The organism is Spirochaetaceae bacterium (assembly GCA_009784515.1).
GTDB lineage: Bacteria > Spirochaetota > Spirochaetia > WRBN01 > WRBN01 > WRBN01.
Window position 1 is genome coordinate 1 of record WRBN01000022.1, and the last position, 23,454, is coordinate 23,454.

The following is a 23,454-nucleotide window of genomic DNA, read 5'->3' on the forward strand; positions in this document are numbered from 1 at the left end:
CCGCGTTTTTGATTCGAGTTATGCTCGTGGCGAAGGGTTATCGTTCCCCGTTGGCGTAGGCCATGTAATTGCCGGCTGGGATGAAATGCTGCTGGATATGGCGGTAGGCGAACGCCGCACCGTAATTATCCCCGGCGATTTAGCCTACGGGCCGCGCGGTATAACCCATCAAGGGCAGGTGATTATTCCTCCTAATGCTTGGTTGGTTTTTGAGATTGAGCTTTTAAGTATTAATTAACTATCAATTTAATATTTAAATAAAGAGGAGGGCTAAAGCCCTCCTCTTTTGTAAAAAATAACCATAAATATTAAAAATGTGTTACAATGATAGTTGATGAATGGTAATATTAAAGTTGGTAGTGTCGTAGGGGTACTCGAACCTTTGGTTGGAGTAGAATATGGGCAGCCATCAAATAATATCTTTAAAGGGAAGGTAAAGCTGTTAGATAAAACAGAAACTATTTGTTTTATTAAACTATTGCCTAGTAATAAAGAGTTAGCTATTGAATTATTTTGTGCTAAATTAGCTAATAATCTTAATTTGCAAGTTCCTCAACCTATTTTAATAGCTATTGGGAAAAATAGGCATAGTAGCATAAGAACAAACTGTTATGCTTATGGTTATGAATGGCTTACTAGTATACCTTTTGCCAGCAAAATAGGGAAACTTCCTATAGGGCATCCATCTGTACCGCCAATGGCCATTTTTGATGAATTAATTTTAAATGACGATAGGCATTACGGCAATATTTTAATTGAGAATAAAGATAATAAAATTCGTCATTATATCGACCATGAACAAGCTTTACAAATTAATAGCTTATCTCATTATTTTGAAGCAATTAATAGAAATTGGCTGGTTAAAGAACTGATAGAGCATAAAGCCATTGAATTAAGCACACTTTTTGCAAGAAGCAATTTTTACGATAATCTTTCCGATAGTTTATATAATGAAGTAACAAGAGGTATTGCTTCACTTGTCAATACTTGCTTTGATGAATGCTCTGAAGTTTTTCGTAAAGCAAAGCTTTCTGTAGTCGATTTTACAGGTGAAAGAGATTTTTTAATAAATCGTGGCGGTCAACTGAAAGATGTAGTAGCCAAACAAATTGAAAAAAGAGGAAAAGAGAAGAAATGAGCGATTATTTTAATCTTTTTAATGATAACGAGAAGATATGGCAAACGGCCTCATTATATTATACCCCTTTGTACTCACAAGAATGTTTTAATTTATTGATAATAACATGGAACGAAGATAGGCTGGTTTGTAAGCCAACTTTAGATTCTGCGGCTATAAAAAAGGTTTTTGGTAGCCATAATTACGATGATATAAAAGGCATTTGCGCTAACTACGAAAAAGAGCTTAAGAATTATTATAAAGAATATAAAACCTTAGAGGGTTTTAAGGCAGATTATAAAGGTGTTGTTCTTAGTGCCTTTGGCTCTTCAATTCGTGATAAACCTGATGATACTCTTGCAGATATACGTGAATTAAATAGTGTATTAGCCTTTCATAATAAAGCTATTAGAACTGAAACAAACGAATTTGCTAAAAAAATACAAAAACAATTACCGCAATATAAAAATAAATTTAATAAGGAAATTGGTATTGGCTATAAAGTAATAACAGTAGATATTCTTTCTAGTAATTATGTTGTGTATTTTAATAAAATAAATGAAAGAACAGGCCACTTTAATGGTACTAATTTAACAAATTTGTTACCTTTAGTTAAGCGTCCAGAATTAATGAAAAATGTTAGCCCACAAATAATTCTCCATGAAAGCGGTAAGGATAAATTTGACAACCCTATTAAGGCCCAAATTGCAGATTTAAGTGATGGCAAAATAAGCGTTAAGACTGTAAGTAGTGATGAAGAAGCGATAGATTATACTCAAAAAATATGCGAAGTAGCTTAAAGGAGCTTTATATGTTATACGAAGTAAATGGGCGAGCCCCGCAGGTGCACCCGCAAAGTTTTGTGGCCCCATCGGCTAATTTAATAGGGCAGGTAACTATCGAAAAAGAAGCCAGTGTGTGGTTTAATGCTGTTATGCGCGGCGATGTTAGCCGTATCGTGCTGGGTGAGGGTAGTAACTTTCAGGACGGTAGTGTAGCGCACGGCGATACCGGTAAAGATGTAATTATTGGTAAAAATGTAACTATTGGGCATAATGCTATTATCCATGCGTGTACGATTGGCGATGGCTGTTTAATTGCGATGGGAGCTATTGTTTTAAGCGGGGCTAAAATTGGTAAAAACTGCCTCATTGCCGCCGGCGCTGTAGTGAGTGAAGGTATGGAGATACCCGATAACAGCTTAGCGGTAGGTGTACCGGCCAAAGTGGTTAAAGAAATTAGTTCGCTAATTGCTCAGCGTATGCAAATCGGCAGCCGGCATTATATTGATAAAATTAAAGAATATAACACTTTAAAGTTAATTTGAAATTATGTTTAAAATATTGGCATTTCTAAAGCCTAAAAATATAAAATTATTGCTAGCTGTTTTACTTATACTAGCTTTAATTGCGTTGTTTACTTCTAACTTTAATGTTAGGTATATGTTGGTAAATATTATATTTTTTTTCAATGGGTTGGGTTTAATTAAATTTTTTGCTTTTATTTTTAAGTGGTATTTAAAACTTAGTCAGAAAAAAAATGAATTTTTTATGAAAGATTGGGATGAAAATCAAGTCGAGATTTTAAATAAATTTCGGCTTTATAAAATAAATCCAGAAATAAACTCTAAAGTCAATCCTGTTATTATAAGTTGTATGAGGGCTTTATTTTTAATAGGTATAGCTATATTCCTAAATTATTTAGCTATATATGCGGCGGTAGTTTATGTCATTTTATCTCCAATTAATTTTAAAAAATTAAAGCGAGCTAAAACTAGCGAAGTATCCAAATAGTTATTATATTAAGGGAAGGCTAATGCCAAAATTATTAGAAAAAATAAAAACTAATTTATACCTAAAGCTAGGTTATGCAGCATTGTTAGTTTTTTTAGGTTGATTAGTTACTTTTATGCTAAGGTCTCGCTCTATTAGTGAAAGTAGTTTATTTCTATCAGAAGAGTGGCGGCGTTAAGTTAATCGCTATAAAAAGAGAAAGTTACAGATGTTAAGTTATCATTGTCATTAAATCTCATATCTAAGGAGCTCCAAGTGCCCAATCTAGCATATATATAACTTTCGTGGCCGGTTCTGGAGGAAGAGTAGTCAAAATAGGGGTCGGCTGCTCTTAAATTTGTTAATATTTCATTAAAATTCATAGTAAAATCGATGCGTGTACCTAAAAAATCAAAAGTTGTCTCTGGTATACGGCCAAATTGGTAAGTAATACCGGCTCTCTCTCGTTTACAACACGAATGGTTCTTAACTCGGTATTATTTTGGGCTATAACTAATTTGGGTAAAACTATTATTAAAATAATAAATAAAATTTTTTCTATTTCCCTATCCTTGTTTTACCGTTGAATTATCTTGCTGTAATTTAGCAATAAAATTAAGGGCCTCCAGCGGAGTAGCGGTGCTTACATTAAATTTATTAATAACCTCGCGCAGCACCGCTTCGTCACTAAAAAGCAAACTTTGATTAGCCGGCCGTGCCCTTTTATTGGCTTTATCTTCTATAAGTTGGGCCAAATAGCCTTCGGCCTTAGCGGCCACATTATCAGGGATACCGGCTAAGCGTGCCACATGCGTGCCGTAGCTGCTCTTAGCGGCCCCAGCGGTAAGCTCTTTTAAAAAATAAATTTGTTTATTTTCTTCCAAAACTCGTAACGTAAAGTTTTTAATATGCACATTAAGCAGCCGCGTCAGCTCGTGATAGTGGGTGGCAAAAAGGGTGATGGCTTTAATACCGCCCGTTAGCTCTTCCAGCACGGCACGGGCGATGGCAAGGCCGTCATCGCTGGAGGTCCCGCGCCCGACTTCGTCCATAATAACGAGGCTACGGTTGGTAGCTTGCTGTAAAATTTTTGCTGTTTCTAACATTTCTACCATAAAGGTAGATTCACCTTTAGCAAGATTATCGCTGGCGCCCACACGGCAAAAAATTTGATCAACAAGACCGATGGTAGCCTCATCGGCACTAACAAAACTTCCCATTTGGGCCATAAGTACAATTAAAGCATTTTGTTTAAGGTAAGTTGATTTGCCGGCCATATTGGGAGCGGTAATAAGTAAACTGCGGTTTTTGGCGGTAGCGATAAAATCGTTGGCTACAAAACTATTATTGGTAAGATTTTGCTCAATAACCGGGTGACGGCCGGCTTTAATGGTAATGCCAATATCGTTTGTAATTATTGGTTTTACATAATTATATTTTAAAGCTATCAAAGCGAGACTACCGCTGGTATCCCACAAAGCTAAGAGGGCGGCTACTTCGTAAAACAAATTAAGATGAGTTTTTAACTCATCGCGCAGCAATAAAAATTGGCCGCGCTCCATACTAATAGCTTTTTCGTGGGCGTGGCTAATGCTATCTTGCAGCTCGCGCAGGCGCGAGGTAGAAAAACGCTCACCGGTTACCATCGATTGGCGGCGGATAAAATAAGGCGGTAGCTTATCGGCGTTATTTTTATTAACCTCAAAAAAATAACCGATAACCCGGTTTTCTTTTAAACGTAAATTAACGCCGGTGGCGGTACGTTCTTCTTCGGCATAACTCTCTAAAGCCGAGCGGCCATCGGTAGCTAAAGCCCTTAGCTCATCTAACTGCGGTAAAAAACCGGTCTTAATTAAGCCACCTTCGTTAAGACTAACCGGTGGGTCGTCGGCTAAAGTTTTATTAATTAATAAAATTATATCATTAATGGTTTCAATTTTATTATCATCAATATCTAATTGCTTAGTTAGTAACCCGTTAAGTTGTATGAAGCTAGTTAGAGAGCCGGCAATCGCTAATAAATCTTTGGCGTGGGCTTTATCCATAGCTAAACGGCTGCTAAGCCGCTGCAAATCGCCGCTTTTCTTTATAATAGCCCGTAAATTGTTAAGTAAAGCTTCATCGGCGGTAAGGAAAGTTAATCTGTTCAGTCTTTCTTCAATTAATTTTTTATCATACAGAGGGTTAAGCAACCAATGCTTAAGTAAGCGGCTGCCCATAGCTCCCGTACAATAATTAAGACTGTTAAATAAGGTAAAGCTTGCTTGGTAGTTATTTTGCACCAGCTCTAGGCTGGCACGAGTTTCTTGGTTAAGCAGCAAACCTTGCTGTAATTCGCGCCGTTTAATTTTATTAATATGCGGCAACTGCTGCCGGGTAATTTGTGCGGTGTACTCCAATAAAGCGCCGGCGGCCTTTAAAGCTTCGTCATCTTCGTTAAAGCCAAAACTGCGTAAGTTAGCGGTGGTAAATTGCTTTTTAAGTTGATTAAGAGCACTATCGTGGTTAAACAGCCAAGCCGGATAACGTGTAGGCACTATTTTGTAGCTGCCGGTTAAGCCGCTTAACTCGTCAAATAACTCTTCGTTAATAATTAATTCGCGTACTTTAAGTTTATCCAGCTCGTCAGGCAACCATTCCTGCCAAGCTAAAGGAGTAGCTAAAGCCACAAACTCGCTGGTGGATAAATCTAGATAAGCAAAAGAGTAAACTTTATCAAAACTAATGGCTGCCATATAGTTGGCATTTTCGCTTAGTAAGTTAGGGTTAAGCACCGAACCCGGTGTAATAACCTCTACCACATCACGGCTGGCAATGCCTTTGTCATTTTGGCCAAGCTGCTCGCAAATGGCAATTTTTAAGCCATGCTCCAGCAGTTTGGCCACATAGGTTTCACTGGCGTGGTAAGGCACACCGCACATGGCGTGGCCTTGCCGGTTGGTCAAAGTTAGCCCAATTAAATTGCTAACCACTTTAGCATCGTCATCAAACATCTCATAAAAATCGCCCAATCTAAAAAACAGGATAGTATCGGTATATTTATGCTTTAAAGCATAATATTGCTGCATAATGGGCGTGAGTGTTTGCTGGCTCATTTAATTAAGCATACTGTTTACTAAGTTAATAACATCGGCCGTTATATCAACTTGCGGGCTCCAGTACAAAATGTTACCGCCGTTAGCAATAACTAAACTATAACCGGCACGGTTAGCAATGTTGATGATGGCCCGGTGGATAATATTACGGTGTTCGTCATCAACTTGTACGGCGGCACGGGCACTATCCAGTTGCCTTTGAGCATTTTGATGAAACTGCTGCAGTTCGTTTTCGCGCTGGGTAATTTGGCGGTTAAGGTTATTAACCTCACGCGTGTTACCCTCTAGGTTGGCTTCGGTTCTTTGCTCAATTAATAACTGGATAGCCTCTTGGCGGCTTCTAATATCTTCTTCTAACCGCACGCGTAATTCTTCTAAACGCTGCATAGAGGGGCTGTGCTGGCTGGTGCTGTTAAAAACAGTTTGTAAATCTACTACCGCAATTCTGGTTACAACGGGGGTGCTTTGTGCCTGTAAAGCTAAACCGGCTGTAAGAAAAATAGCGCAGGCAAAAATCTTTGTAAAATTCATAAAAAATTACTCCTTTATATAATTTTTAGTAAATATCAACTGAAAAGGTAATGGCAATATCTAAGCCTTGATTAGGAAAGGTTGGGTTTAAACCGGGGTTCCAGTTAATACCACCGCCCTCTTCAAACTGAAAGCGTTTAATAAGGTAAAAAGAGATAGGAAAGCTAGGAATAGCCACCCTAAAACCTGTTCCAATGGCTCCGTAAAAGTTGTTATGCCAGCCGCCGGTGTTACGCAGTTCTTCGGTATCACCCCATAAAAAGTGCGCATCTAAAAAGGTGTCCCACCAAATAAAGCGGCCTAATACCGGTAACCTAAACTCTAGGCTATTATCCCAAAAAATGCGGCCTACCGGGCTGGTATCGGCCCAGCCCCGTCCTACAAACATACCATCTAACCTAAAGTAACTATTAAAGGCATCTACCATCTCCATACCAAATTGGTCGCCTATCCAGTTCCATGCGGTACGGAAACGTAGTCCCCACTGCATAGAATAAGCGTTTTCATCGCTGCCAAAACGAATAGCCGGGAATTGGTGATGATAGTCAAACCTTGTTTGGCTGCGTAAAAAGGTACGGAAGCCGCCTAAATGGCCGCCGGCCAAATAAAAATGCTGCGAAAGGATAAACCCTCTGGTAGGCATAGCGGGGTTATTTAAAGCGTCCCAGCTTAAACGTAACCAAAGACCATCGTTAAATACCCAGCTGCGGTGGGCATCACGCAGGCTGCTAAAGGCCGGCGTAAAACTGTAGGCATCGTAGGTAATGTAAGTCCAGCCTACATCAAACCCGGTGCCCACACGGAAGAAGCCCGGAAAAAAGCTGGGCATAGCTACACGATAACCGGTGCTAATACCAAAGCCAATTTCGTGCTGGTGGTAATCCATATTATACAGTTCGCTGTTGTTATGAAAAAACTGAAAGTCGCGGATTAAACCTAACTCGCGGATTTGCTCGGCACTAGGTTCGCCGGGGAAAAAGTCGCCGGCCCGGTACTCTACACCATTAACGGTTTCGGGTCGTCTAAAAACATAAGCGCCGGTAAACGGAGCCGGGATATTTTGGCCTGTCGTGCTGGGGGTAGTGCTAGCCTGCGCCACACTTTGGATACGGTGGCGGTAAAAAACGTTAAAACCTAAACCAAAGCGGCTATCAAAAACGCGCGGGTTAAAAAAGTTAAACGATACCTCTTGCTCCCGGTGGTTACCCGATAGATTAACCCCTAAGCTGTAACCGTAGCCTAAAAAGTTAGTTTCCTGCAGGCCAATCATACCGGAAACCGGGAAGCTGCCGTCCATACCGCCTATGCTAATGCTAAAGTTTAGCTGTAGGGTAGAACCTTCTTCTACTTCAATATTAATATCGACAAGGCCAATCTCGCTGCCAAAACTTAAAGTTGGTGTTACACTCTCAAAGTAACCGGTAGCCATTAAGTTGTTGTAAGCCTGAATAAGTTTGTTTTGACTAAAGGTTTCGCCGGGGATAAAAGGAATATCGCGCAAAATAACGTGGTCGCGCGTTTTGGTGTTGCCGTTAATACTTACATTTTCGATGTGCGCCCGGTCAAATTCGGTAATGGTAATGGTATAACTTACGCTGCCCTCAGCTTCGTTCCTAAAGCCGTCTTCGTTAAAATTATATTGGTTAAAAATATAACCGGCATTGCTGTAAAGCATTTGTAAATTAATTAAAGCTTGCCTAAAACGGGTATAGTCGATAACCTCACCCACATTAAGGCCGCTTACATTGTTAAGGCGGGTTTGCTGCGGTAAATTGGCCGGGTCGATGTTAAAAATAGGGTAAAGTTCTTCATTGCTAAAAACATTATTGCCCACTAAGGTAACCCCGCCAAAGTTCCAGCGGCGGCCTTCGTTAATGGTATAAACTAAAGTAATATCGATAGTTTCGGCCCGGCTGTTAATGGTGCGAACTACTTCGGGCTGGCTAACAGTTACATCTAAAAAACCAAAACTACGGTAAAAAAGATTGATGGTAGCCATATCTTCGGGGATAAAGGCCCGGTTAAAAAGACCGCGCTGGCGGAATAAACCCGGTGTTTGCTGCTGCAAAATACGAGTAAGCTGCCTAAGCCTGTTATCGTTATTACCGGCCGTTAGCTGGTTTACCCCTTCAAAGGTAATTTGCCTAACTACTTCGGGCATGCCTTCGTTAATGGTAAAGGTAATATCTACTAAGTTGTTACTGTTAATAGTGTAATCAAAACTAACGGCAGCCTCAAAGTATCCATTTTCGTGGTAATGGGTTAATAAAGCGGCATTGCCGGCTTGCACTGCGGCTACGCTGAACGGTGTGCGCCGGCGTAAAGCCGATTGCCTAACCAGTTCGTTAGTACGGATACGGCGGTTACCCACAAACCGAATGTTATCGATAAGCGGCCGTTCTTCTACTACAATAAGCAAGGCAATATGGGTAGCGGTTTGGCTACCGGGGGCAATTTGGGTATCTATCGTATAAAAAAAGCCGGTATTGCGCAGGGCAGTTTCGATGGTATTTACCACATCGGGGGTTAAAGGCTGGCCGCGAAAAGGGTTGGTAATGCCGTTAACTTCACTTTGGTTAATATTGTTTAGGCCGCTAAAGCTTATATTGGCAATAGTTAAACCCCAAGGGCTATCCTGTGCCAGCAAAGGGCTGGCCACAATAAGCAAGGCGACAATCTTTAAGTAATTTTTTAACATAATAATCCTTATGACCATTTTACTAATAGCTGGCAAAAAATCAAGTAGTTTAGCGGTTAATTAATCAAATATTAACAATATATTATAGCTTATTCTCTGCCTATTAGCTGGCTCCAAAAATGCGCCCAACTTCTAAAGGTAATGGAACGCGATAAAGTTAGCGATACATCATTAATGAACAGCCCGGTTTGATTATTGGCAAAGTTAGAGCCAATAGACATTTCGGCCATAAAAAAAGGTGTGTTAAACAAAGCGCTCAGGCCGATGGTGGGCTCTATCCTTTCGTCATCGCCCCGGCCGGCCCCGAGCGAGCCCTGCAAAGAAAATTGATTATTAAAGTACCAGCCGGCATAAATAGAACTGCCCTCTATAAGGGAACGCCATAGTTCCTCATCGGTGGTAAAACCTTCGGGGTTAAGCTGGTTAAGAATAAGGTTACTCACTAAATTGGTACGGATAGAAATAACATCAACAAAAGTAATATTACGCAGCAAATTAGCGAAAGCGTTAGCGGCATATTGGTTTAATAAATCGCCGCCCAGTTGGGCCATAGTATTAAGGGCATTTACCTCGCTTACTGTAGCTTCGTCATCGGCTAACACAAAATTGTTGTTAAAGCCCTGATTTTGCAAAAAATCGTCATCGGCCGCCAGTACGTTTTGCAAGCTGGGTAAAAAGGTAGCCCCTAAAGCCACCAAAATTTGGTTGTTGGTCATCGCTGGAGTAGCCGAGAAAGTGGGGTCGTAGTCGTCTACCGCTTGGTTGGCAAAGTGCATGGTGATAATTTGGTTATTGGCGGAGGGTAATCTTAAATCGGCATCAAAAATTAACATCGGGTTAAAGCCAATTTGCTCGTTTAACTGTACCACCCCACCGTCGCGGATATTAAAGGTGCTGTTAGCATAGCTAATCCAGCCGCGCCTAATGCGTAAATCGGCCTCCATATAAGCAAAACCTTGCCCGCCCATTACAATTTCTAACATTAAATTAGCTTGCTGGCCGGGTGCAAAGGTGGTAGAGATAATGGGCAGCTGCACACTGGGAACAAAAAAAGAAAAATCGTTGCCGCTGACGATGGTAAACAGCCCAGTGGTATCGTTTTGGCTGCTGGTACCGGCGCCAATAAAATTAGAACGCAGGCCGTTAAAATAGTCGGTATTTAAACCACGATTAGGGCTGGCAATAAAGGTGTAGCCCGGCCTTACCTCGCGGATAGTGGGGTTTACCCGCCGGTCTTCGTCGCTGCCCATTAAAGCCGCTAAGTTGCCCAGTCCGCCCTGTCCAAAAGGCACGTTAAGCCGGCCCGATAAAAAGCCCATTTGTTCGTTACCTTGCAGTTGGGCCCAGCCGGTGGCATTGCCGCTAAAACGCACTTGGTTGCCAATACCAAAGGCAAAAGGAATACCGCGGTCGCCGTCTACATTAAGATTGATGGTATAAATAAAGCTAGGTAAGTTAAGGCTAATCTCTATTTGTAAAGTAAAAATGTTGCGGTTTACATTAAATCGCCAGCCTTCGCCGGTAGTAATAACGTTATTTTCTATCAGTAAACTATGGTTAAGCAGCAGCCGTGTACCCGGCGAAAAAGGTGAAACTAACGCCGAGTTATTAAAATTTACGGCTCCGTTAATTAGGCGGTCGTGGTTAATATTAAGGCTGCCGGTAATGGTACCTCTTTCAAAACCAAGTAAACGATTACTTTCGCCGCGTAACAAAAAGGGATTAAACATAGGCAGCGGGGCGGCAAAGTGGCTTACATCTATATTAAAGCTTTCCTCGCTAAAGTTGGCGTTAGCAAATAAACTAAGGCCGTCTTTATTAAAAATATTTAAATTTAATTGTTGGGCGGCTAAATTTAAAAAAACATCTAAATCGATACCTTCACGGCCGGTTAGCCTAAAGTTGTGGCCTTGCCGAGCAATGGCGATACGGCTGGCCGAAAAAGCAGTACGGCCCTTAACTTGTAAAGAACCCATCTCTACTAAGCCCGAAAAGTTATTATTTAAAAAAGAGTTAAAGCTGGAAGGGCCGCTGGGGTTGTCTTCTTGTAAATAAAAAGCCAGCGAAGTACGGTAATAATTAAAAAAGTGACCAACTTCGGTACTAAACCTAACAAAATTTTCGTTAAAATCGGCCACAAAACTGCCGCCATAGGTAAGCCATACCCCATATTGGGCGCTAATGCTATTAAGGGCCACTCTGGCGGGGCTATAGTTAAAGCCGGTATAAAATTGTAAACGGTTGTTGTTAAACCAGCCGCTCACAGTAACATCTCCTAAAGCAGCTAGACCATCGGAGTTATCTACCGTTAAGTTAAGTGAAGCAAGGCCGTCTAGCTCGGGCACATTTAGTCTTGTTAAAGGAAAATTTTGTACCACTAAGTTACCGGCAAAAATATCGGTGTAAAAAACCTGGGCACGGTAAAGCTCGCCTTGCCCGCCGCTTAAGGTAACTAAAGCCTCGTAACCGTTTGCTAAGCGGGTGTAATCGGCGCTGCCGCTAAGCTGCGAAATATTATCGCTAAAAACTATTTGGTTAATACGGCCACTATTTAAACCAAAGTTGCCGTCGTTAAGCTGAATATTTAACTGGTTGTTATTAAGCCGCAAATAGTGCAAAGCAGCGCTGCTTTCTTGGCCGGCCAGCTGTGCCTCTGCCGAAAAGTTAAGCAGTAAATCGCCGCCAATAACCATATCGTTAATGCCGGCCTCTAGGGTATTTTGTAAAGTATCAAAACTGATATGGCCGTAATTATAGTCGATATTTAATAAATTATCGCTAAAATTGCCGCTAAAAGGGTAACTTAGTACATCGGTTATCAAGTTGCCGGTAAAGCTGGGCTGTAAACTAACGGTACTGTTTAAATTAAGACCCAAACCAAAGTTACCGTATAATAATTGTAAGTTATGCAAGCTAAAATTATTATTGTTAAGGCTAAAAGCTAAACTTAAACTTTGGTTATCGCCCGCCGTTAGCTCTATATTATACCCATCTATATTAAATTGGCTGCCAACTAAGCTGCCGTTAATATTGTAGCTAAGGCTAAGGTTTTGCACAAAAGCCGGCAGCAAGCCGTTTAAAAAACTTAAATCTAGCCTGCTGGTAAAAAGGTTAAAGTTGCCTATGCGGCTGCTTACATCGTAATGAGCAAAAAAGCTTAGAGGCACCGGATTACTTACTTGATTAAGCTGGCTGCTAACGGTATAAACATTATCATCAAAATTAAAAATAGTTAAAGCTTGGGCTAAATTTTGGCCGCCTAAAGTAATGGCGCCCGTTTGCAGTTCTAGGTGGCTATCGTGGTTAATAAAGTTATTTACCACCCTTAAAGGTTCGTTATTAATGGCGGTTTGTAAAATTAACGTACCGCTGGGAAAAAAATTGGTTAAATCTATCTCGCCGTTAAAGCTGGCTAAATGCTGGCCATAATTAACATTAAAATTTCTTACCTGTGTTTTAACGTTGTTGCCGGCCATATTGAGGGTAAGGTTAAGCGGGTTATGATTAAGCATAAGCTGCGCTTGGCCATCTAGGTCGTAAATAGCTAAGGCGGCTTCGTGGTAATATAAAAAGGAGGCCGAACCATCAAGGAAAGAAAAAGACGAAACCATATCTTGTAAGGTAATATCATCAAAGCTAAAAAAATCGTTAATAACAAAATTGCTGGCCGAAAAATAACCAAAGAGGGTTTGGCTTAGGCTATCAATACGTATAAGGTAATCCAGCGGCAAATGGTCGATGTTTTTACGTACCTCTAGCAAATTGCCGCCCCATAAAATATGTAAGCCCTGATTACCCAAAAATAAAAAATTAGAGGCCACATTGTTGGCTGAAAGCTGGAAATCGCCCATACTTAAGTTGCTGGTGGTAAAGCCGCGCGCATTAATAGCCCCATTAAGGGTAAAAAAATTATTAAAATTAAGGTGTACGCCGGCGGTAAGGGCTAAGGTAAGCCTATCGTAGGTGGTAGGGGCAATATTTAGCAGCAGGTCGTTTACTTCAAACAGTCCGCTGGCCGTTGTATAACTAACATTAATGTGGCGGCCGGCAATTAACAGCGGCGGTAAAATATGGTCTATCTCGGCATTTAACGTAGCAAATAAATTATCAAAAAATAGATTAAGGTCGAAGATGGGCTCGCCGCCGGCTAGTCGGTCGATAAGCGTATCGTCTTGTTCGTTAAGAGCAATATTAACCACATGAAAATCGGCCCTGTTAACACCTACCGAGCGGATAATCTCTAAAGCGGGGCTTTGCCCAAACAATAACGGCCACAGGTTAAAAGCAAAACGCAGGCGGTTAATATTTAAGGTAAAGCTATAAGGTTCTTCGCGCCGCTCTATTAAGACATTACGCAGCTCGAAGTAACTTAAAAAGGCGCTAGAGGTGTTCTCGAAGGTAATAAAAATATTATAACGTTCTTCGATGGTGCTAATAATACGGTCGCGCTCAATATTAAGGCGGTGGCTAACATAAAGCTGTAAAGGAACTAAAATTAACAAGATAAAAGCTACAAAGGCAGCTATGGTAATAACTGCCTTTTTATGTTCCGAAAGTTCACGCCAAGCTTTTTTTTTCATTTAGCCCCATCGTTTATTAAAAATGAATGGTTAAGGTAGCAACCTGAAGGGGCGTATTAACCCGCTCGGTAAAACTAGCTAACTGTACAATACTTAGTAAACGGTTATCAAGCATAGTATTACCGCTACTAGTTATAATGGTTGTATCTAAAATACGGCCATCGCCGGTAATAGTCAACTCTATTGTAACATTTTTTTGTAAGGCGGTAAAGTTATCCGGTAAATAAAAGTTAAAGTTAGGCCATTCCCTAAAGCTGCGTCCCGCCGCATTAAGTACTAACGAGCTTAGCTGAAAACTTTGCGGTACAACCGGTTCGGCCGCCGGTAAAGGTGGCGGAGTAACAGGCAGCACCGGGTTAGCAGCCGCTGCGTTAGCTATGGGGGCAGGGCGGGTTGCCGGTGGATTGGCCGGCCTAGCGGAGCTAACAGGCGGTACAACGTTACTCACTATAGCCGGCCCGTTAATAATAGGCTGAGAACTGGTTATGGCTTCGTCGGGTTCTTCGGTTGGGGCTACAGCTGCCGGAAAGGTAATAATAGTAAGATAAGGGCTGGCACTGCTTAAAGTTAAAGCCGTATAGTAGTTGGTTTGCGGTAAATTAATAAGCAGAATAGCGGCCAAAAAAACTAAATGCACCAAAAGCGAGCTAACAACGGCCAGCCATAAAAATGAGCGGCGGCGCGCCTTTTTATGGCGAATGGCCAAAGGTTTTAGGCTGCGGTTAAGGTATTTGTAAGGCCGTATGTAAATATTACTCATCTTTAATTACCTAAATGTTAATTAGCGGCTAGCTCTTCTATAGCTAAACTAATATTATAAATATGCCCGGTTTGGCTTATTAAATTAATAATATTAATAAGCCGGCCATAACTTACTTCGGGGCTGGCCACTAAAATTAACTGGGCCGGGCCGCCATCTACCGTTAGCTGCTGAAGCTTGCCGGTAAAATCTTCTAACAAAACTACTTGGTTATCTATTTTAATTTCGTCATCTATATTAACGATGATAGATTGACTTGTATTGACCGCCTCATCACCAAACTGAAAGCTGTTGTACTCGGCCGGCCGAGCGTTCATTAACAAAAAAAAGAGCACGATAAAAATTATATCGAGTAAAGGGGCCAGCGGTAAGCTAAGCTGTGTTTTAAGGCTGCTTTTTAATTTGTTATTCATAATTTTTATTATAAACGACTACCTTTGCTGCTTAAAATTTCGGCTATTAAGTTGTTAAGCCTATCAACCTTACGGCCAATAACTTCGGCAAAATAATGATACGCTAACAAGTTGGGGATAGCTGTGGCCAGTCCGGCGGCAGTAGTAATAAGGGCTTGGCCGATACCGCCGGCCAGTAAATAGGGGTTGCTGCTGCCGGCCCGGTAAATAGCATTAAAGGCCACTATCATACCTACAATCGTACCTAGCAGGCCGATTAAGGTGGCAATGTTAGCAATAGCCGCTAAAAAAGAAACACGGTTTTCCATTAAAGTGATACGATTGCCGGCAATAATCTCTAGCCGCTGCCTTAACACATCGTCTAGTAAAAAACGGTTTTCGATGGCATAACGCAAAACGGCCCGCTCGGCCGAGTTATGCGCCGTTCCTAGCGCCTCGAGCGCTTGTTCATTTTTCCCCTGGGCATAAAGCGAACCGGAGCGGCGGGTAACTTCGTTATCTTCTTTGATAGAATAAAAATAAAAAAAACGCTCTATCATAATAATAACACTTATAAAAGATAAAACAAAAATAGGCATTAAAGCCGGTAAATTATTACGAATAAGCTCTAGCATATCTATACTATCGGCAAGTTGCTAACCGAAAACTGAAAGGTGAAAAAAGGCAATTTAAAAAATAAGAAGTAAGAGTTAAAAAATTTTATTTCTTATTTTTTAGCTGTTAGGATATATTTTTGCTAATGAATGGATATATAATGTAAAAGTAAGAGAAATTAAGCACGCCTATATATTAACCGGCAGCACAAAATTTTTTATAGTTTTACAAATAGTAAACTCTTGCAATGTATAACTTTTACTTATTGGCCAAATATTTAAAAAATTAAGCGTTATAATGCCTTTACAAAATAAAGGTATTACTATATACTATGATTATTCTGAGAGGGTGTTATGATAAACTATAAGGCATCACAACTGGAGAAAGATTTAATCGCAGGTGTTTACAAAGAAGAACGGTATTCGGATAACTTTATCCCCGTTTTAGAAAGGCTTTGGTCTATCTACCAACAGCATGATAATTTTTATGAGGTACAAATAAATTTGCTTTGGCCTTATGTTAATAAATATAGCAATTACATACAAGATGAAGCCGACAGGCGCACCAGCCCATTAAAGTTAGAAAGTTTTGGTACAGTTTTTTGCAATTTAGGCGCCATAGCCAACAGCGCTAATATTTCTAATTTAGAAGAACGTATAGAGTTACTCATTATCTCTTTAGAAAAATCGCCTTTAAAAGAAGATATTTCTTTTAAGTATAAAAAATATCAATTTTATTATTTTAAGCAATTAGTTAAACGCATGTTATAGCTAATTGGTTAATAAAGTTATTTTACACCCTGTCATTATGTTATGTAGATAAAGGATAGAAAATGCAATTAAATTTACGGGCTAAAAATGTATTACTTATTTGCGGCAGTATTATGCTGGTTTTTATTTTAGGTTTTTCTATTTTAAGCAACTCTGTTTACAGAAGGGCCTATGCCGAAAGTTTACGGCTAGCCGAAAGTAACGCTGAAAAGGTTTCTAATTTTATTAACATTGCGGCAACTGTTAATATGATGATGTCCGAAAGCTTATCAAACAGTATAGAGGCTGCTATTAAAACCTTTGAGCCGGCCTTGCGTGATAAATTTGTTGAAACCCGAATAGGAATAGAAGCTACCGATATGGCAGGAGCATTCGATTTTTTATTTATTATCTTAGAGGCGGGGGTATTAGATGGCTCTCATACCGGTAGCTGGTTTGTGGATAATAGCGGCCGCTTTTTTAAGGGGGTTGATGGTAATGGCCGCATAAACAACAACGGCCTTGATGGAAACTTTGGGCTGTATCAGCAGGTTAGGCAAAGTAACCGCATAGAGTTAATCGACCCTTTTATTTTTAATAATGAACTTTATGTAGCCATGGCTGTACCTATCCATGATGAACAAGAAAATTTTGCGGGCGTGGTGGCCGCCGGCATTAAAATGACTACGTTGCAGCAGGCTCTTATTACGGTGCAAAACACCATGCAAATTGATGACGCTTATGGTTTTATAGTAACCAGTGGTTTTATAAGCATACCCGGCCTTAGAGGAGCCGAGCCGACGGCAATTAGAAATTTATTTGAGGCCGATATAGTTAGGCGCATAGAGCAAAACCTTGTTAGGGGCGAGGACATGTCGGCACAGTTTTATAACAGCCGTACCGATGAAAGAAGCCTGTTAGTGTTGGTTCCCTTTTTACCTTTTGGGATAGAGGTGGGTGATGGCTGGATGGCCGGCTATGTTTTGCCTATGCGTGTGGTTACGGCTTCGGCCTACAATATTATTACCGTACTCGTTCTTATTGGGGTAATTATTATCATTGTAAGTAGCCTTTTGGTTATGTCTACGATTAGCCGTATAGTAAAGGTAATTATTACCAATAAAGATTATTTAGATAACCTAGCTGCCGGCGATATGACCTTTAAGATAGATAACAAACTTTTACAGCGCAGCGATGAGATTGGGGTAATGACTCGTTCGGTGGCAGCGGTAGAAAGTCGTTTGGCACAAGTGGTGGGCGATACCAATAAAATAGTAGCAATTATTGAGCATACAGCCACCGAAATTCATAGCGCCAGCGGGATAATATCAACCTCTAGCAGTGAGCAAGCAGCCAGCACTGAAGAGGCGAGCGCCAGTGTAGAAACAATGAGCAGCGCTATAACGCAAAGTGTTAATAATGTAAGCCATACCGAAAAAATTGCCAAAGAAGCGGCCAATAAAGCCACGCAAGGGGGTATTACGGTAAACCAAACGAGTGAAGCTATGAAAATAATTGCCGAAAAAATTACCATGATTGAAGGCATAGCTAAGCAAACTAATTTGCTGGCCCTTAATGCTGCTATCGAGGCGGCTCGGGCCGGTGATAATGGGCGCGGCTTTGCCGTTGTCGCCGGCGAGGTGCGTAAGCTGGCCGAGCATACGGCGTTTAGCGCTGCCGAAATTAGCGAACTGTCTAAAAATGGTTTAACTTTGGCTCAAAGTGCCGGCGAGTTAATTAATGCTATTGTACCGCAAATACAACAAACCGCTCAGCTTATTCGTGAAGTAGCGGTTGCCGGTAAAGAGCAGCGCAATAGTATTGAACAATTTGATAAGATGATGCAGCTGGATATAGAAACTACTCAACGTAATGCTTCATCAAGTGAAGAGTTATCTGCTAGCGCCGAACTGCTTAAAGAGCAGGCTAAAAAGCTAAAGGGAATGATGGCCTTTTTTAAGGTGAGTGCAGAAGAGGTTAGGTTAGAGTATAAAAGTTAGCTAAGGAGCTCTTTCAAAAAAAATAGAGTATTACTATAAAAGAAATTTTATTTCGTGCTTTTTGTGTCTTTCGTGGTTTATTCTTATTTATTTTTGGAGTATATCAAAACTTAAAGTTAAACCGGTAAAGCTTCTTACCGCTATACTTGCCTTGTTACGATAGATAGTCTCTTCATAGTGGCCGCTACTATTAAGTAGATAAGTATAAACTAAGTTTGGGCTACGCACTACCCAATATTCTTTAACACCGGCCCGTTGGTATTGTTCGCGCTTATCGCTTAAATCAAAGCCACCGGTGCTGGGTGAAAATATTTCTATAATAAAGTTAGGAGCGCCGATAATTTTTCTCTCTGTGTATTTTAATTTATCACATAGCACTAGTAAATCGGGGCAATAAATGGTGTCTTCATCGGGGAAGAGCTGCACATCAAAGTCGGGGAAAACCCAGCACTCACCATCTTTAAAGTGGTACTCTAACTGGCTGCCTAGCTTTAAAAGTAGTCGTTGGTGGCTGCCGCTAGGTGAGGGCGACATAAGGAGTAACCCATCTTCAAGCTGATAACGCAAACCACCTTCTTCGGTAAGGCGGTTATAATCTTCTATCGTATAATAAGATTGAATTGGTAACCCACTCATTTTAATTCTTGTTTTTTTAATTATTCACTCTTAATTTAAAAGACTTAACACCATTTGGCTGCGTTGGTTCGCCTGCGCTAACATCGCCATAGAGGCCTGCATTAAAATATTCTCACGCATAAGGTCTACCATTGCTCCGGCCATATCAAGGTCGCGGATTTGGCTTTCGCTAAATTGCATATTTTGGCTGGCGTTCATTTGGCTATTTACTAAAAGTTCTAAGCGGTTTTGAAAAGCTCCTAAATTAGCCCGCTCGCGGGTTACTACCATAAGCGCCCCATCTAGCATACCAATGGCACTGTTGGCATTATCGGCCGTAGCCACCGAGACACCGCCTTCGCCAAAGGCGCCGGCTAGGCCAAGCCCTACTACCGACATATCGTTTAGATTTACGCCAATACGTTGGTCCATATTGGCCCCAATATGAAAACTGGCCGCTATACCGCCGTTATTGCTAAAGCTGCCGTCAAAGAGGGTAAGACCATTAAATTGCGATTGCTCGGCTATACGATTAAGTTCTTCAAAAAGCTGATCAACTTCGGCCTGAATACTGGCACGGTCAAACTCGCTGTAAATACCGTTGGCAGCTTGCACCGCTAGCTCGCGCATACGTTGCAAGGCCTCTGTGGTGCCTTGTAAAAAACCTTCGGCGGTTTGTACAAAGCTAATACCATCGTTAGCATTACGTACGGCTTGGTTGGTGCCGCGTATTTGCGCCCGCATTCGTTCGGAGACGGCAAGACCGGCGGCATCGTCGGCCGCTCTAGTAATGCGCAAACCACTGCTAAGCTGGCTTATTGTATGAATTTGCCGGCTATTTACCATATTTAAATGGCGGTTAGCATTAATAGCGCTTAGGTTATGGTTAATTATCATTACTCGTCTCCTTTGGCTTATAGTATACTATAATTTACCTTAGTATTCAAGGTGTTTATGCTCTTTAGTATAATTAATCGGCCGAAAAGCTTGTAAAAAGCACGCAAGTAATAAAAGTTAGCTCACTATAATGAGCATAGCTGCTCTTCATTTAAAAAGCTCAAGCCGGTTGAACCCGCTTGAGCTTTTTAAATGAAGTTTTTACAGGGCAGCTTATATGCCGCTTGCAACATTTGTATTGCCGCCGTTATTCCCACCACCCGGATTTCCTCCGGGTCTACTACCGCCGCCGCCGGCATCGTTAGCCAAATTCATACCGGATCTTCCTTCAATTAAACTAGCAAAGACAGGGCTAACGCCTAACAGTAACGTTACCAGTAATACTGCGCATACTTTTTTCATTAAATATCCCCCTTAAAAAATTTATAAACTATACTATAACATAGTTCATAGGATTGTCAACAAAAATATAAAAATATTTATATAATTTTTATTATAAGTATATAATCTACTCTTGACAACCCTATCTTTTGGTGTTAAACTAAAATACTAATTAATAAATATTAGTTAATCATAGTTCTTAATGGGAGATACAATGAAAAAAAGAGTTTCGTTACTGGTTTTATCGGCTATATTTTTTGCCTGTAATAGTTCTGCAAGCTTTAACGGTACTACCTTTGTTTTTGCCAGCAACAGCTTTGCAGACAACACCCTAGATCCACTTCTTAGTCTTAATAATGAAACAACTAGCCGAATTGTCTTTACAGCTTTGTACGAGGGTTTACTTCGCCGCGATCAGGCCGGTAATATTATTCCTGCCATTGCCGAAAGCTGGCATATTAATGATAGTCACACTACTTTTACTTTTAGCTTACGGCCTAATTTAAGCTTTAGTAACGGCCAGCCTATTAATATGCGTATGATTATTTTAAATTTTACTCAGTGGATACGGGGATGGGAGGCATTTCCCACTATTCAAATTATCGATGAGCTCACTTTCTCTATCCATTTTAATCGACCGTTTAGAGGTTGTGGGAATGACGTTTGTAATGGGGGATTATCGTTTATCTAACGCCTTTTTGAGCGGTGAAATTGATTGGGTATCGGCCAACATCTATCTTCCCTCGCCAGATAACCCCGATGAGCTTAGCTTGCGTAACCAGCATCCGCACCGCCATTGGGCAGCTACTTTAAATACCTATTATGCAGCTATTAACCACGAATGGCCCTTAAATGATGTGCGGGTGCGGCAAGCCTTAACCTTGGCTATTAACCGCCAAAAGGTAAGCGAGGTTATAGTGCCGTCCACTATGGTGCAAGGGGTAATGCCTACACTTATTACTAACTATCCGCACCTTAGCACTTGGCCGGCTAATCCCGATTTGTTTAACCCCACTTTAGCTAGGCAGTTACTGGCAGAAGCCGGGTTTCCGGGCGGGGAAGGGTTACCCGCTCTTACCCTTATGAGTGTAGCAGGCGGCGGCGTGCCGGCCTTTAGTTATGCCATTGCTCAAAGTTGGCGTGATGAGCTGGGCATGGAGATAGAGGAGATAGGGTTATCTTATGCAGATTATTTAGAGCAAAGGCATACCAGCCATCTTTATTTAGGCAATATAATTTCTAGCGTGCCCGATTCCTTAGTGTTTATCGCTTATTTTAATGGAAATTATATTCGTACTCCTTACTCAAGCCCGCATTTTACCAGTTTATTACGGCAAATCTTTGCCGCCGCTACCTTAGAAGAACGTATGGCTTTAACGGCTTTAGCCGAAGAGCTCTTTGTTGTGCAAGATCAAGCGATTATACCCCTTGTTAGCGATATGTATAGGGCAAATATTATAGACCTTGAAAGATGGAGCGGTTTTGGGTTAAGGAATAATAGTGTTTTAAATACTTGGGTAGGTATAAGGGTAAGAGAGGAAAATTAAAAGGTAGCTATCCATCTATAGGTACTCAATATTTAACGCAAAGTTACACCCACAGACTAAATTTTTAAATTTTAGCTTTACTTTAACCGCAAGCTATGCTAAACTAAAACTATGAAAAAAATATTAACTATAGCTTTATTACTAATAGCCATAAACGCACAAGGGCAAGGGTTGCCGGTAGCGGCAAATGCTACTTTAGCCAGTTTGTTCCCTGATGAAAATTTAAGGGCGGTGGTGGCGGAGGTATTGGGGCCGAATGCCGGGTTAATAGGGCAGAGGTTGAGTGATGAGTTGGCGAGGATTGACGGACGATTAGATGCAAGTAGCAAAAATATTAGAAATGCTAGCGGTATTGAGTACTTGTTGGGTTTAACAAGGCTTAATCTAAGCTATAACTTTGACTTACTACATATTAATTTGAGCCACAATATCAAGTTAATTCACCTTGAAGTATCTTACACTGGATTAAGCAATATTGATGTAAGTAATCTTAGTCAGCTCATGTCTATTGGGCTATTTAGAACTAATGCCACAGTAACTATAGGACCAAATAATCACCCTCTTCTTGATATAGATTTCTGGCAATAAAATACAGAATATCACCCCATAACTTGTTCATAATAAGCTATGGGGTGTGTGATTATCTATTCAAAATATTCACGACGATTATCGTGATCACCCTCTTTAACATATTTTTCGGTAGTTTGAGGATCTGGATCCCAAGTCGTAAAGCCTCTTTCACCTTTGGTATCGGTTAAAGTAAAGTGGTTACCTGTACTATTAGTAAATGTGGTTTTATGTCTATGCCTTATAAAACGGCTACTAGTATAATCACCAAGAAATTGATGACTAGGCGAGCCAGCTTCACTGCCAATTAGTTTCTTCATAGCAGCTTTTATAGCCATATCACCATTTTGAACTAAACAACTAATCTGACCATTATTCCTAATTCCAGTAAAAATATACTTTCTGCTATTTACTGTAGCTTGCCAATCTTTTACCTTTTCCCAATCATTTGTTACTCCATTGTCATAAAGTTCTTTAATTTGCGTTGCAGTTAAATTTTTCCCTGCTACTATCTCTGCCATAGCCTGACATACTCGTAAATTACAACCATATAACCCTATAACATTATTTTCTGATGCCACCTCTGTTTGTAACAGCAGTTTAAACACGCTTTCCTCTCTATCATTTTCATCTACCACTGTCTCTCCTCCTCCATTATTATCAGTTTCATTGTTATTATCATTAGCATTATCTTGGCCATTTTCATTGCTACCAGTTCCATTCAGTAAAAAGCTCTTAAACCTGCTTCTAATATTAATCACTTTAGCTTTTTGTGTGGGACTAATCGGTAACAATCCTTCGCTCCTACTCGTTACCGTTAGTAACTCCAGTACACTCAATAGCTCATCAAATAAGCTTAACAGCTCCTCATTGCCATTTCTTACAGCAAACCTGCCATTCTCGGCTAACGTTATTCCTCCTTTCTCATTTTGTAAGCTCATTAAGCCCTCTTCCGTCAAAGCCAGAGAGCTCTCCCCATTACTAATCTCTAACACCCCCTCTTTAGGTGAAGGAGCCTCTCTCATAGTTCTCTCTCTATCCGGCCGCGCCGGGTTTAACGCCATGCCTACAAGCGCTATGCCATGATTTAAATCATGTCTTGGATGCTTGATTTTCTCTAAGTTAGGGTCGTTACTTC

At 40.7% G+C, this 23,454-nt stretch carries 21 protein-coding genes; 10 read left to right on the plus strand and 11 right to left on the minus strand.

Annotation, left to right across the window (positions count from 1 at the left end):
* The 5 genes from FWE37_03850 to FWE37_03870 all read left to right on the plus strand — a co-directional run.
* Positions 1–238: FKBP-type peptidyl-prolyl cis-trans isomerase (locus FWE37_03850; GenBank protein MCL2520121.1), on the plus strand; the 238-nt coding region annotated here is incomplete at its 5' end.
* A gap of 96 nt (positions 239–334) precedes the next feature.
* Complete coding sequence (locus tag FWE37_03855) at positions 335–1,138, plus strand: phosphatidylinositol 4-kinase (protein MCL2520122.1); 804 nt, start codon at positions 335–337, stop codon at positions 1,136–1,138.
* Positions 1,135–1,917, plus strand: coding sequence for a hypothetical protein (locus FWE37_03860; GenBank protein MCL2520123.1), 783 nt, complete (start codon positions 1,135–1,137; stop codon positions 1,915–1,917). Before FWE37_03855 ends, FWE37_03860 begins: the two co-directional genes overlap by 4 nt.
* An 11-nt stretch (positions 1,918–1,928) precedes the next feature.
* On the plus strand, positions 1,929–2,444 hold the full coding sequence (locus tag FWE37_03865; GenBank protein ID MCL2520124.1) for a gamma carbonic anhydrase family protein: 516 nt from the start codon (positions 1,929–1,931) through the stop codon (positions 2,442–2,444).
* A gap of 4 nt (positions 2,445–2,448) precedes the next feature.
* A complete protein-coding gene (locus tag FWE37_03870; protein ID MCL2520125.1) occupies positions 2,449–2,910 on the plus strand; it encodes a hypothetical protein in 462 nt (153 codons plus the stop codon).
* Between the two features lie 545 nt (positions 2,911–3,455).
* Here FWE37_03870 and mutS read toward each other — a convergent pair.
* From mutS to FWE37_03905, 7 genes are all read right to left on the minus strand, one after another.
* A complete protein-coding gene (mutS, locus tag FWE37_03875) occupies positions 3,456–5,984 on the minus strand; it encodes a DNA mismatch repair protein MutS (protein ID MCL2520126.1) in 2,529 nt (842 codons plus the stop codon).
* Positions 5,985–6,515, minus strand: coding sequence for an OmpH family outer membrane protein (locus FWE37_03880; GenBank protein MCL2520127.1), 531 nt, complete (start codon positions 6,513–6,515; stop codon positions 5,985–5,987).
* A 25-nt stretch (positions 6,516–6,540) separates the two neighbouring features.
* The gene (bamA, locus tag FWE37_03885; protein ID MCL2520128.1) at positions 6,541–9,213 is read right to left on the minus strand and encodes an outer membrane protein assembly factor BamA; all 2,673 of its coding nucleotides are present in this window, start codon (positions 9,211–9,213) and stop codon (positions 6,541–6,543) included.
* Positions 9,214–9,302: 89 nt separating this feature from the next.
* Positions 9,303–13,793, minus strand: coding sequence for a hypothetical protein (locus tag FWE37_03890; GenBank protein ID MCL2520129.1), 4,491 nt, complete (start codon positions 13,791–13,793; stop codon positions 9,303–9,305).
* 16 nt (positions 13,794–13,809) lie between these two features.
* Positions 13,810–14,553 (minus strand): energy transducer TonB, encoded by a 744-nt coding sequence (locus tag FWE37_03895; protein MCL2520130.1) that lies wholly within the window; start codon positions 14,551–14,553, stop codon positions 13,810–13,812.
* 17 nt (positions 14,554–14,570) lie between these two features.
* Positions 14,571–14,966 carry a biopolymer transporter ExbD gene (locus FWE37_03900; protein ID MCL2520131.1) on the minus strand — a complete coding sequence of 132 codons (396 nt, stop codon included), beginning with the start codon at positions 14,964–14,966 and terminating at the stop codon, positions 14,571–14,573.
* Positions 14,967–14,974: 8 nt separating this feature from the next.
* A complete protein-coding gene (locus tag FWE37_03905) occupies positions 14,975–15,580 on the minus strand; it encodes a MotA/TolQ/ExbB proton channel family protein (protein MCL2520132.1) in 606 nt (201 codons plus the stop codon).
* Between the two features lie 333 nt (positions 15,581–15,913).
* Between FWE37_03905 and FWE37_03910 the strand changes: the two genes are divergently transcribed.
* Together FWE37_03910 and FWE37_03915 are read left to right on the plus strand one after the other, a co-directional pair.
* Positions 15,914–16,330, plus strand: a complete 417-nt coding sequence (locus FWE37_03910; protein ID MCL2520133.1) for a hypothetical protein — start codon at positions 15,914–15,916, stop codon at positions 16,328–16,330.
* A 62-nt stretch (positions 16,331–16,392) separates the two neighbouring features.
* Complete coding sequence (locus FWE37_03915) at positions 16,393–18,309, plus strand: methyl-accepting chemotaxis protein (protein ID MCL2520134.1); 1,917 nt, start codon at positions 16,393–16,395, stop codon at positions 18,307–18,309.
* An 87-nt stretch (positions 18,310–18,396) separates the two neighbouring features.
* Here the strand turns inward: FWE37_03915 and FWE37_03920 are convergent, their stop codons facing one another.
* The 3 genes from FWE37_03920 to FWE37_03930 form a co-directional block, all read right to left on the minus strand.
* On the minus strand, positions 18,397–18,945 hold the full coding sequence (locus tag FWE37_03920) for a Uma2 family endonuclease (protein MCL2520135.1): 549 nt from the start codon (positions 18,943–18,945) through the stop codon (positions 18,397–18,399).
* Between the two features lie 30 nt (positions 18,946–18,975).
* The gene (locus tag FWE37_03925; GenBank protein MCL2520136.1) at positions 18,976–19,821 is read right to left on the minus strand and encodes a flagellin; all 846 of its coding nucleotides are present in this window, start codon (positions 19,819–19,821) and stop codon (positions 18,976–18,978) included.
* A 213-nt stretch (positions 19,822–20,034) separates the two neighbouring features.
* Positions 20,035–20,223, minus strand: a complete 189-nt coding sequence (locus FWE37_03930) for a hypothetical protein (GenBank protein ID MCL2520137.1) — start codon at positions 20,221–20,223, stop codon at positions 20,035–20,037.
* A gap of 193 nt (positions 20,224–20,416) precedes the next feature.
* On the opposite strand from FWE37_03930, the gene FWE37_03935 reads away from it, so the two are divergent.
* The 3 genes from FWE37_03935 to FWE37_03945 all read left to right on the plus strand — a co-directional run bounded on the left by FWE37_03935 (position 20,417) and on the right by FWE37_03945 (position 22,337).
* On the plus strand, positions 20,417–20,893 hold the full coding sequence (locus FWE37_03935) for an ABC transporter substrate-binding protein (protein MCL2520138.1): 477 nt from the start codon (positions 20,417–20,419) through the stop codon (positions 20,891–20,893).
* Positions 20,859–21,749, plus strand: a complete 891-nt coding sequence (locus FWE37_03940; protein ID MCL2520139.1) for an ABC transporter substrate-binding protein — start codon at positions 20,859–20,861, stop codon at positions 21,747–21,749. Before FWE37_03935 ends, FWE37_03940 begins: the two co-directional genes overlap by 35 nt.
* Positions 21,750–21,860: 111 nt before the next feature.
* On the plus strand, positions 21,861–22,337 hold the full coding sequence (locus tag FWE37_03945) for a hypothetical protein (protein MCL2520140.1): 477 nt from the start codon (positions 21,861–21,863) through the stop codon (positions 22,335–22,337).
* A 56-nt stretch (positions 22,338–22,393) separates the two neighbouring features.
* Here FWE37_03945 and FWE37_03950 read toward each other — a convergent pair.
* Positions 22,394–23,454 (minus strand): hypothetical protein (locus FWE37_03950; protein ID MCL2520141.1); only part of this gene is annotated, 1,061 nt, incomplete at its 5' end.

Bases quoted from the DNA above. Each gene is read 5' to 3' on its own strand.
- FWE37_03855 (MCL2520122.1), top strand. From the start codon at position 335: ATGAATGGTAATATTAAAGTTGGTAGTGTCGTAGGGGTACTCGAACCT.
- FWE37_03860 (MCL2520123.1), top strand. From the start codon at position 1,135: ATGAGCGATTATTTTAATCTTTTTAATGATAACGAGAAGATATGGCAA.
- FWE37_03865 (MCL2520124.1), top strand. From the start codon at position 1,929: ATGTTATACGAAGTAAATGGGCGAGCCCCGCAGGTGCACCCGCAAAGT.
- FWE37_03870 (MCL2520125.1), top strand. From the start codon at position 2,449: ATGTTTAAAATATTGGCATTTCTAAAGCCTAAAAATATAAAATTATTG.
- mutS (MCL2520126.1), bottom strand. From the start codon at position 5,984: ATGAGCCAGCAAACACTCACGCCCATTATGCAGCAATATTATGCTTTA.
- FWE37_03880 (MCL2520127.1), bottom strand. From the start codon at position 6,515: ATGAATTTTACAAAGATTTTTGCCTGCGCTATTTTTCTTACAGCCGGT.
- bamA (MCL2520128.1), bottom strand. From the start codon at position 9,213: ATGTTAAAAAATTACTTAAAGATTGTCGCCTTGCTTATTGTGGCCAGC.
- FWE37_03890 (MCL2520129.1), bottom strand. From the start codon at position 13,793: ATGAAAAAAAAAGCTTGGCGTGAACTTTCGGAACATAAAAAGGCAGTT.
- FWE37_03895 (MCL2520130.1), bottom strand. From the start codon at position 14,553: ATGAGTAATATTTACATACGGCCTTACAAATACCTTAACCGCAGCCTA.
- FWE37_03900 (MCL2520131.1), bottom strand. From the start codon at position 14,966: ATGAATAACAAATTAAAAAGCAGCCTTAAAACACAGCTTAGCTTACCG.
- FWE37_03905 (MCL2520132.1), bottom strand. From the start codon at position 15,580: ATGCTAGAGCTTATTCGTAATAATTTACCGGCTTTAATGCCTATTTTT.
- FWE37_03910 (MCL2520133.1), top strand. From the start codon at position 15,914: ATGATAAACTATAAGGCATCACAACTGGAGAAAGATTTAATCGCAGGT.
- FWE37_03915 (MCL2520134.1), top strand. From the start codon at position 16,393: ATGCAATTAAATTTACGGGCTAAAAATGTATTACTTATTTGCGGCAGT.
- FWE37_03920 (MCL2520135.1), bottom strand. From the start codon at position 18,945: ATGAGTGGGTTACCAATTCAATCTTATTATACGATAGAAGATTATAAC.
- FWE37_03925 (MCL2520136.1), bottom strand. From the start codon at position 19,821: ATGATAATTAACCATAACCTAAGCGCTATTAATGCTAACCGCCATTTA.
- FWE37_03930 (MCL2520137.1), bottom strand. From the start codon at position 20,223: ATGAAAAAAGTATGCGCAGTATTACTGGTAACGTTACTGTTAGGCGTT.
- FWE37_03935 (MCL2520138.1), top strand. From the start codon at position 20,417: ATGAAAAAAAGAGTTTCGTTACTGGTTTTATCGGCTATATTTTTTGCC.
- FWE37_03940 (MCL2520139.1), top strand. From the start codon at position 20,859: ATGACGTTTGTAATGGGGGATTATCGTTTATCTAACGCCTTTTTGAGC.
- FWE37_03945 (MCL2520140.1), top strand. From the start codon at position 21,861: ATGAAAAAAATATTAACTATAGCTTTATTACTAATAGCCATAAACGCA.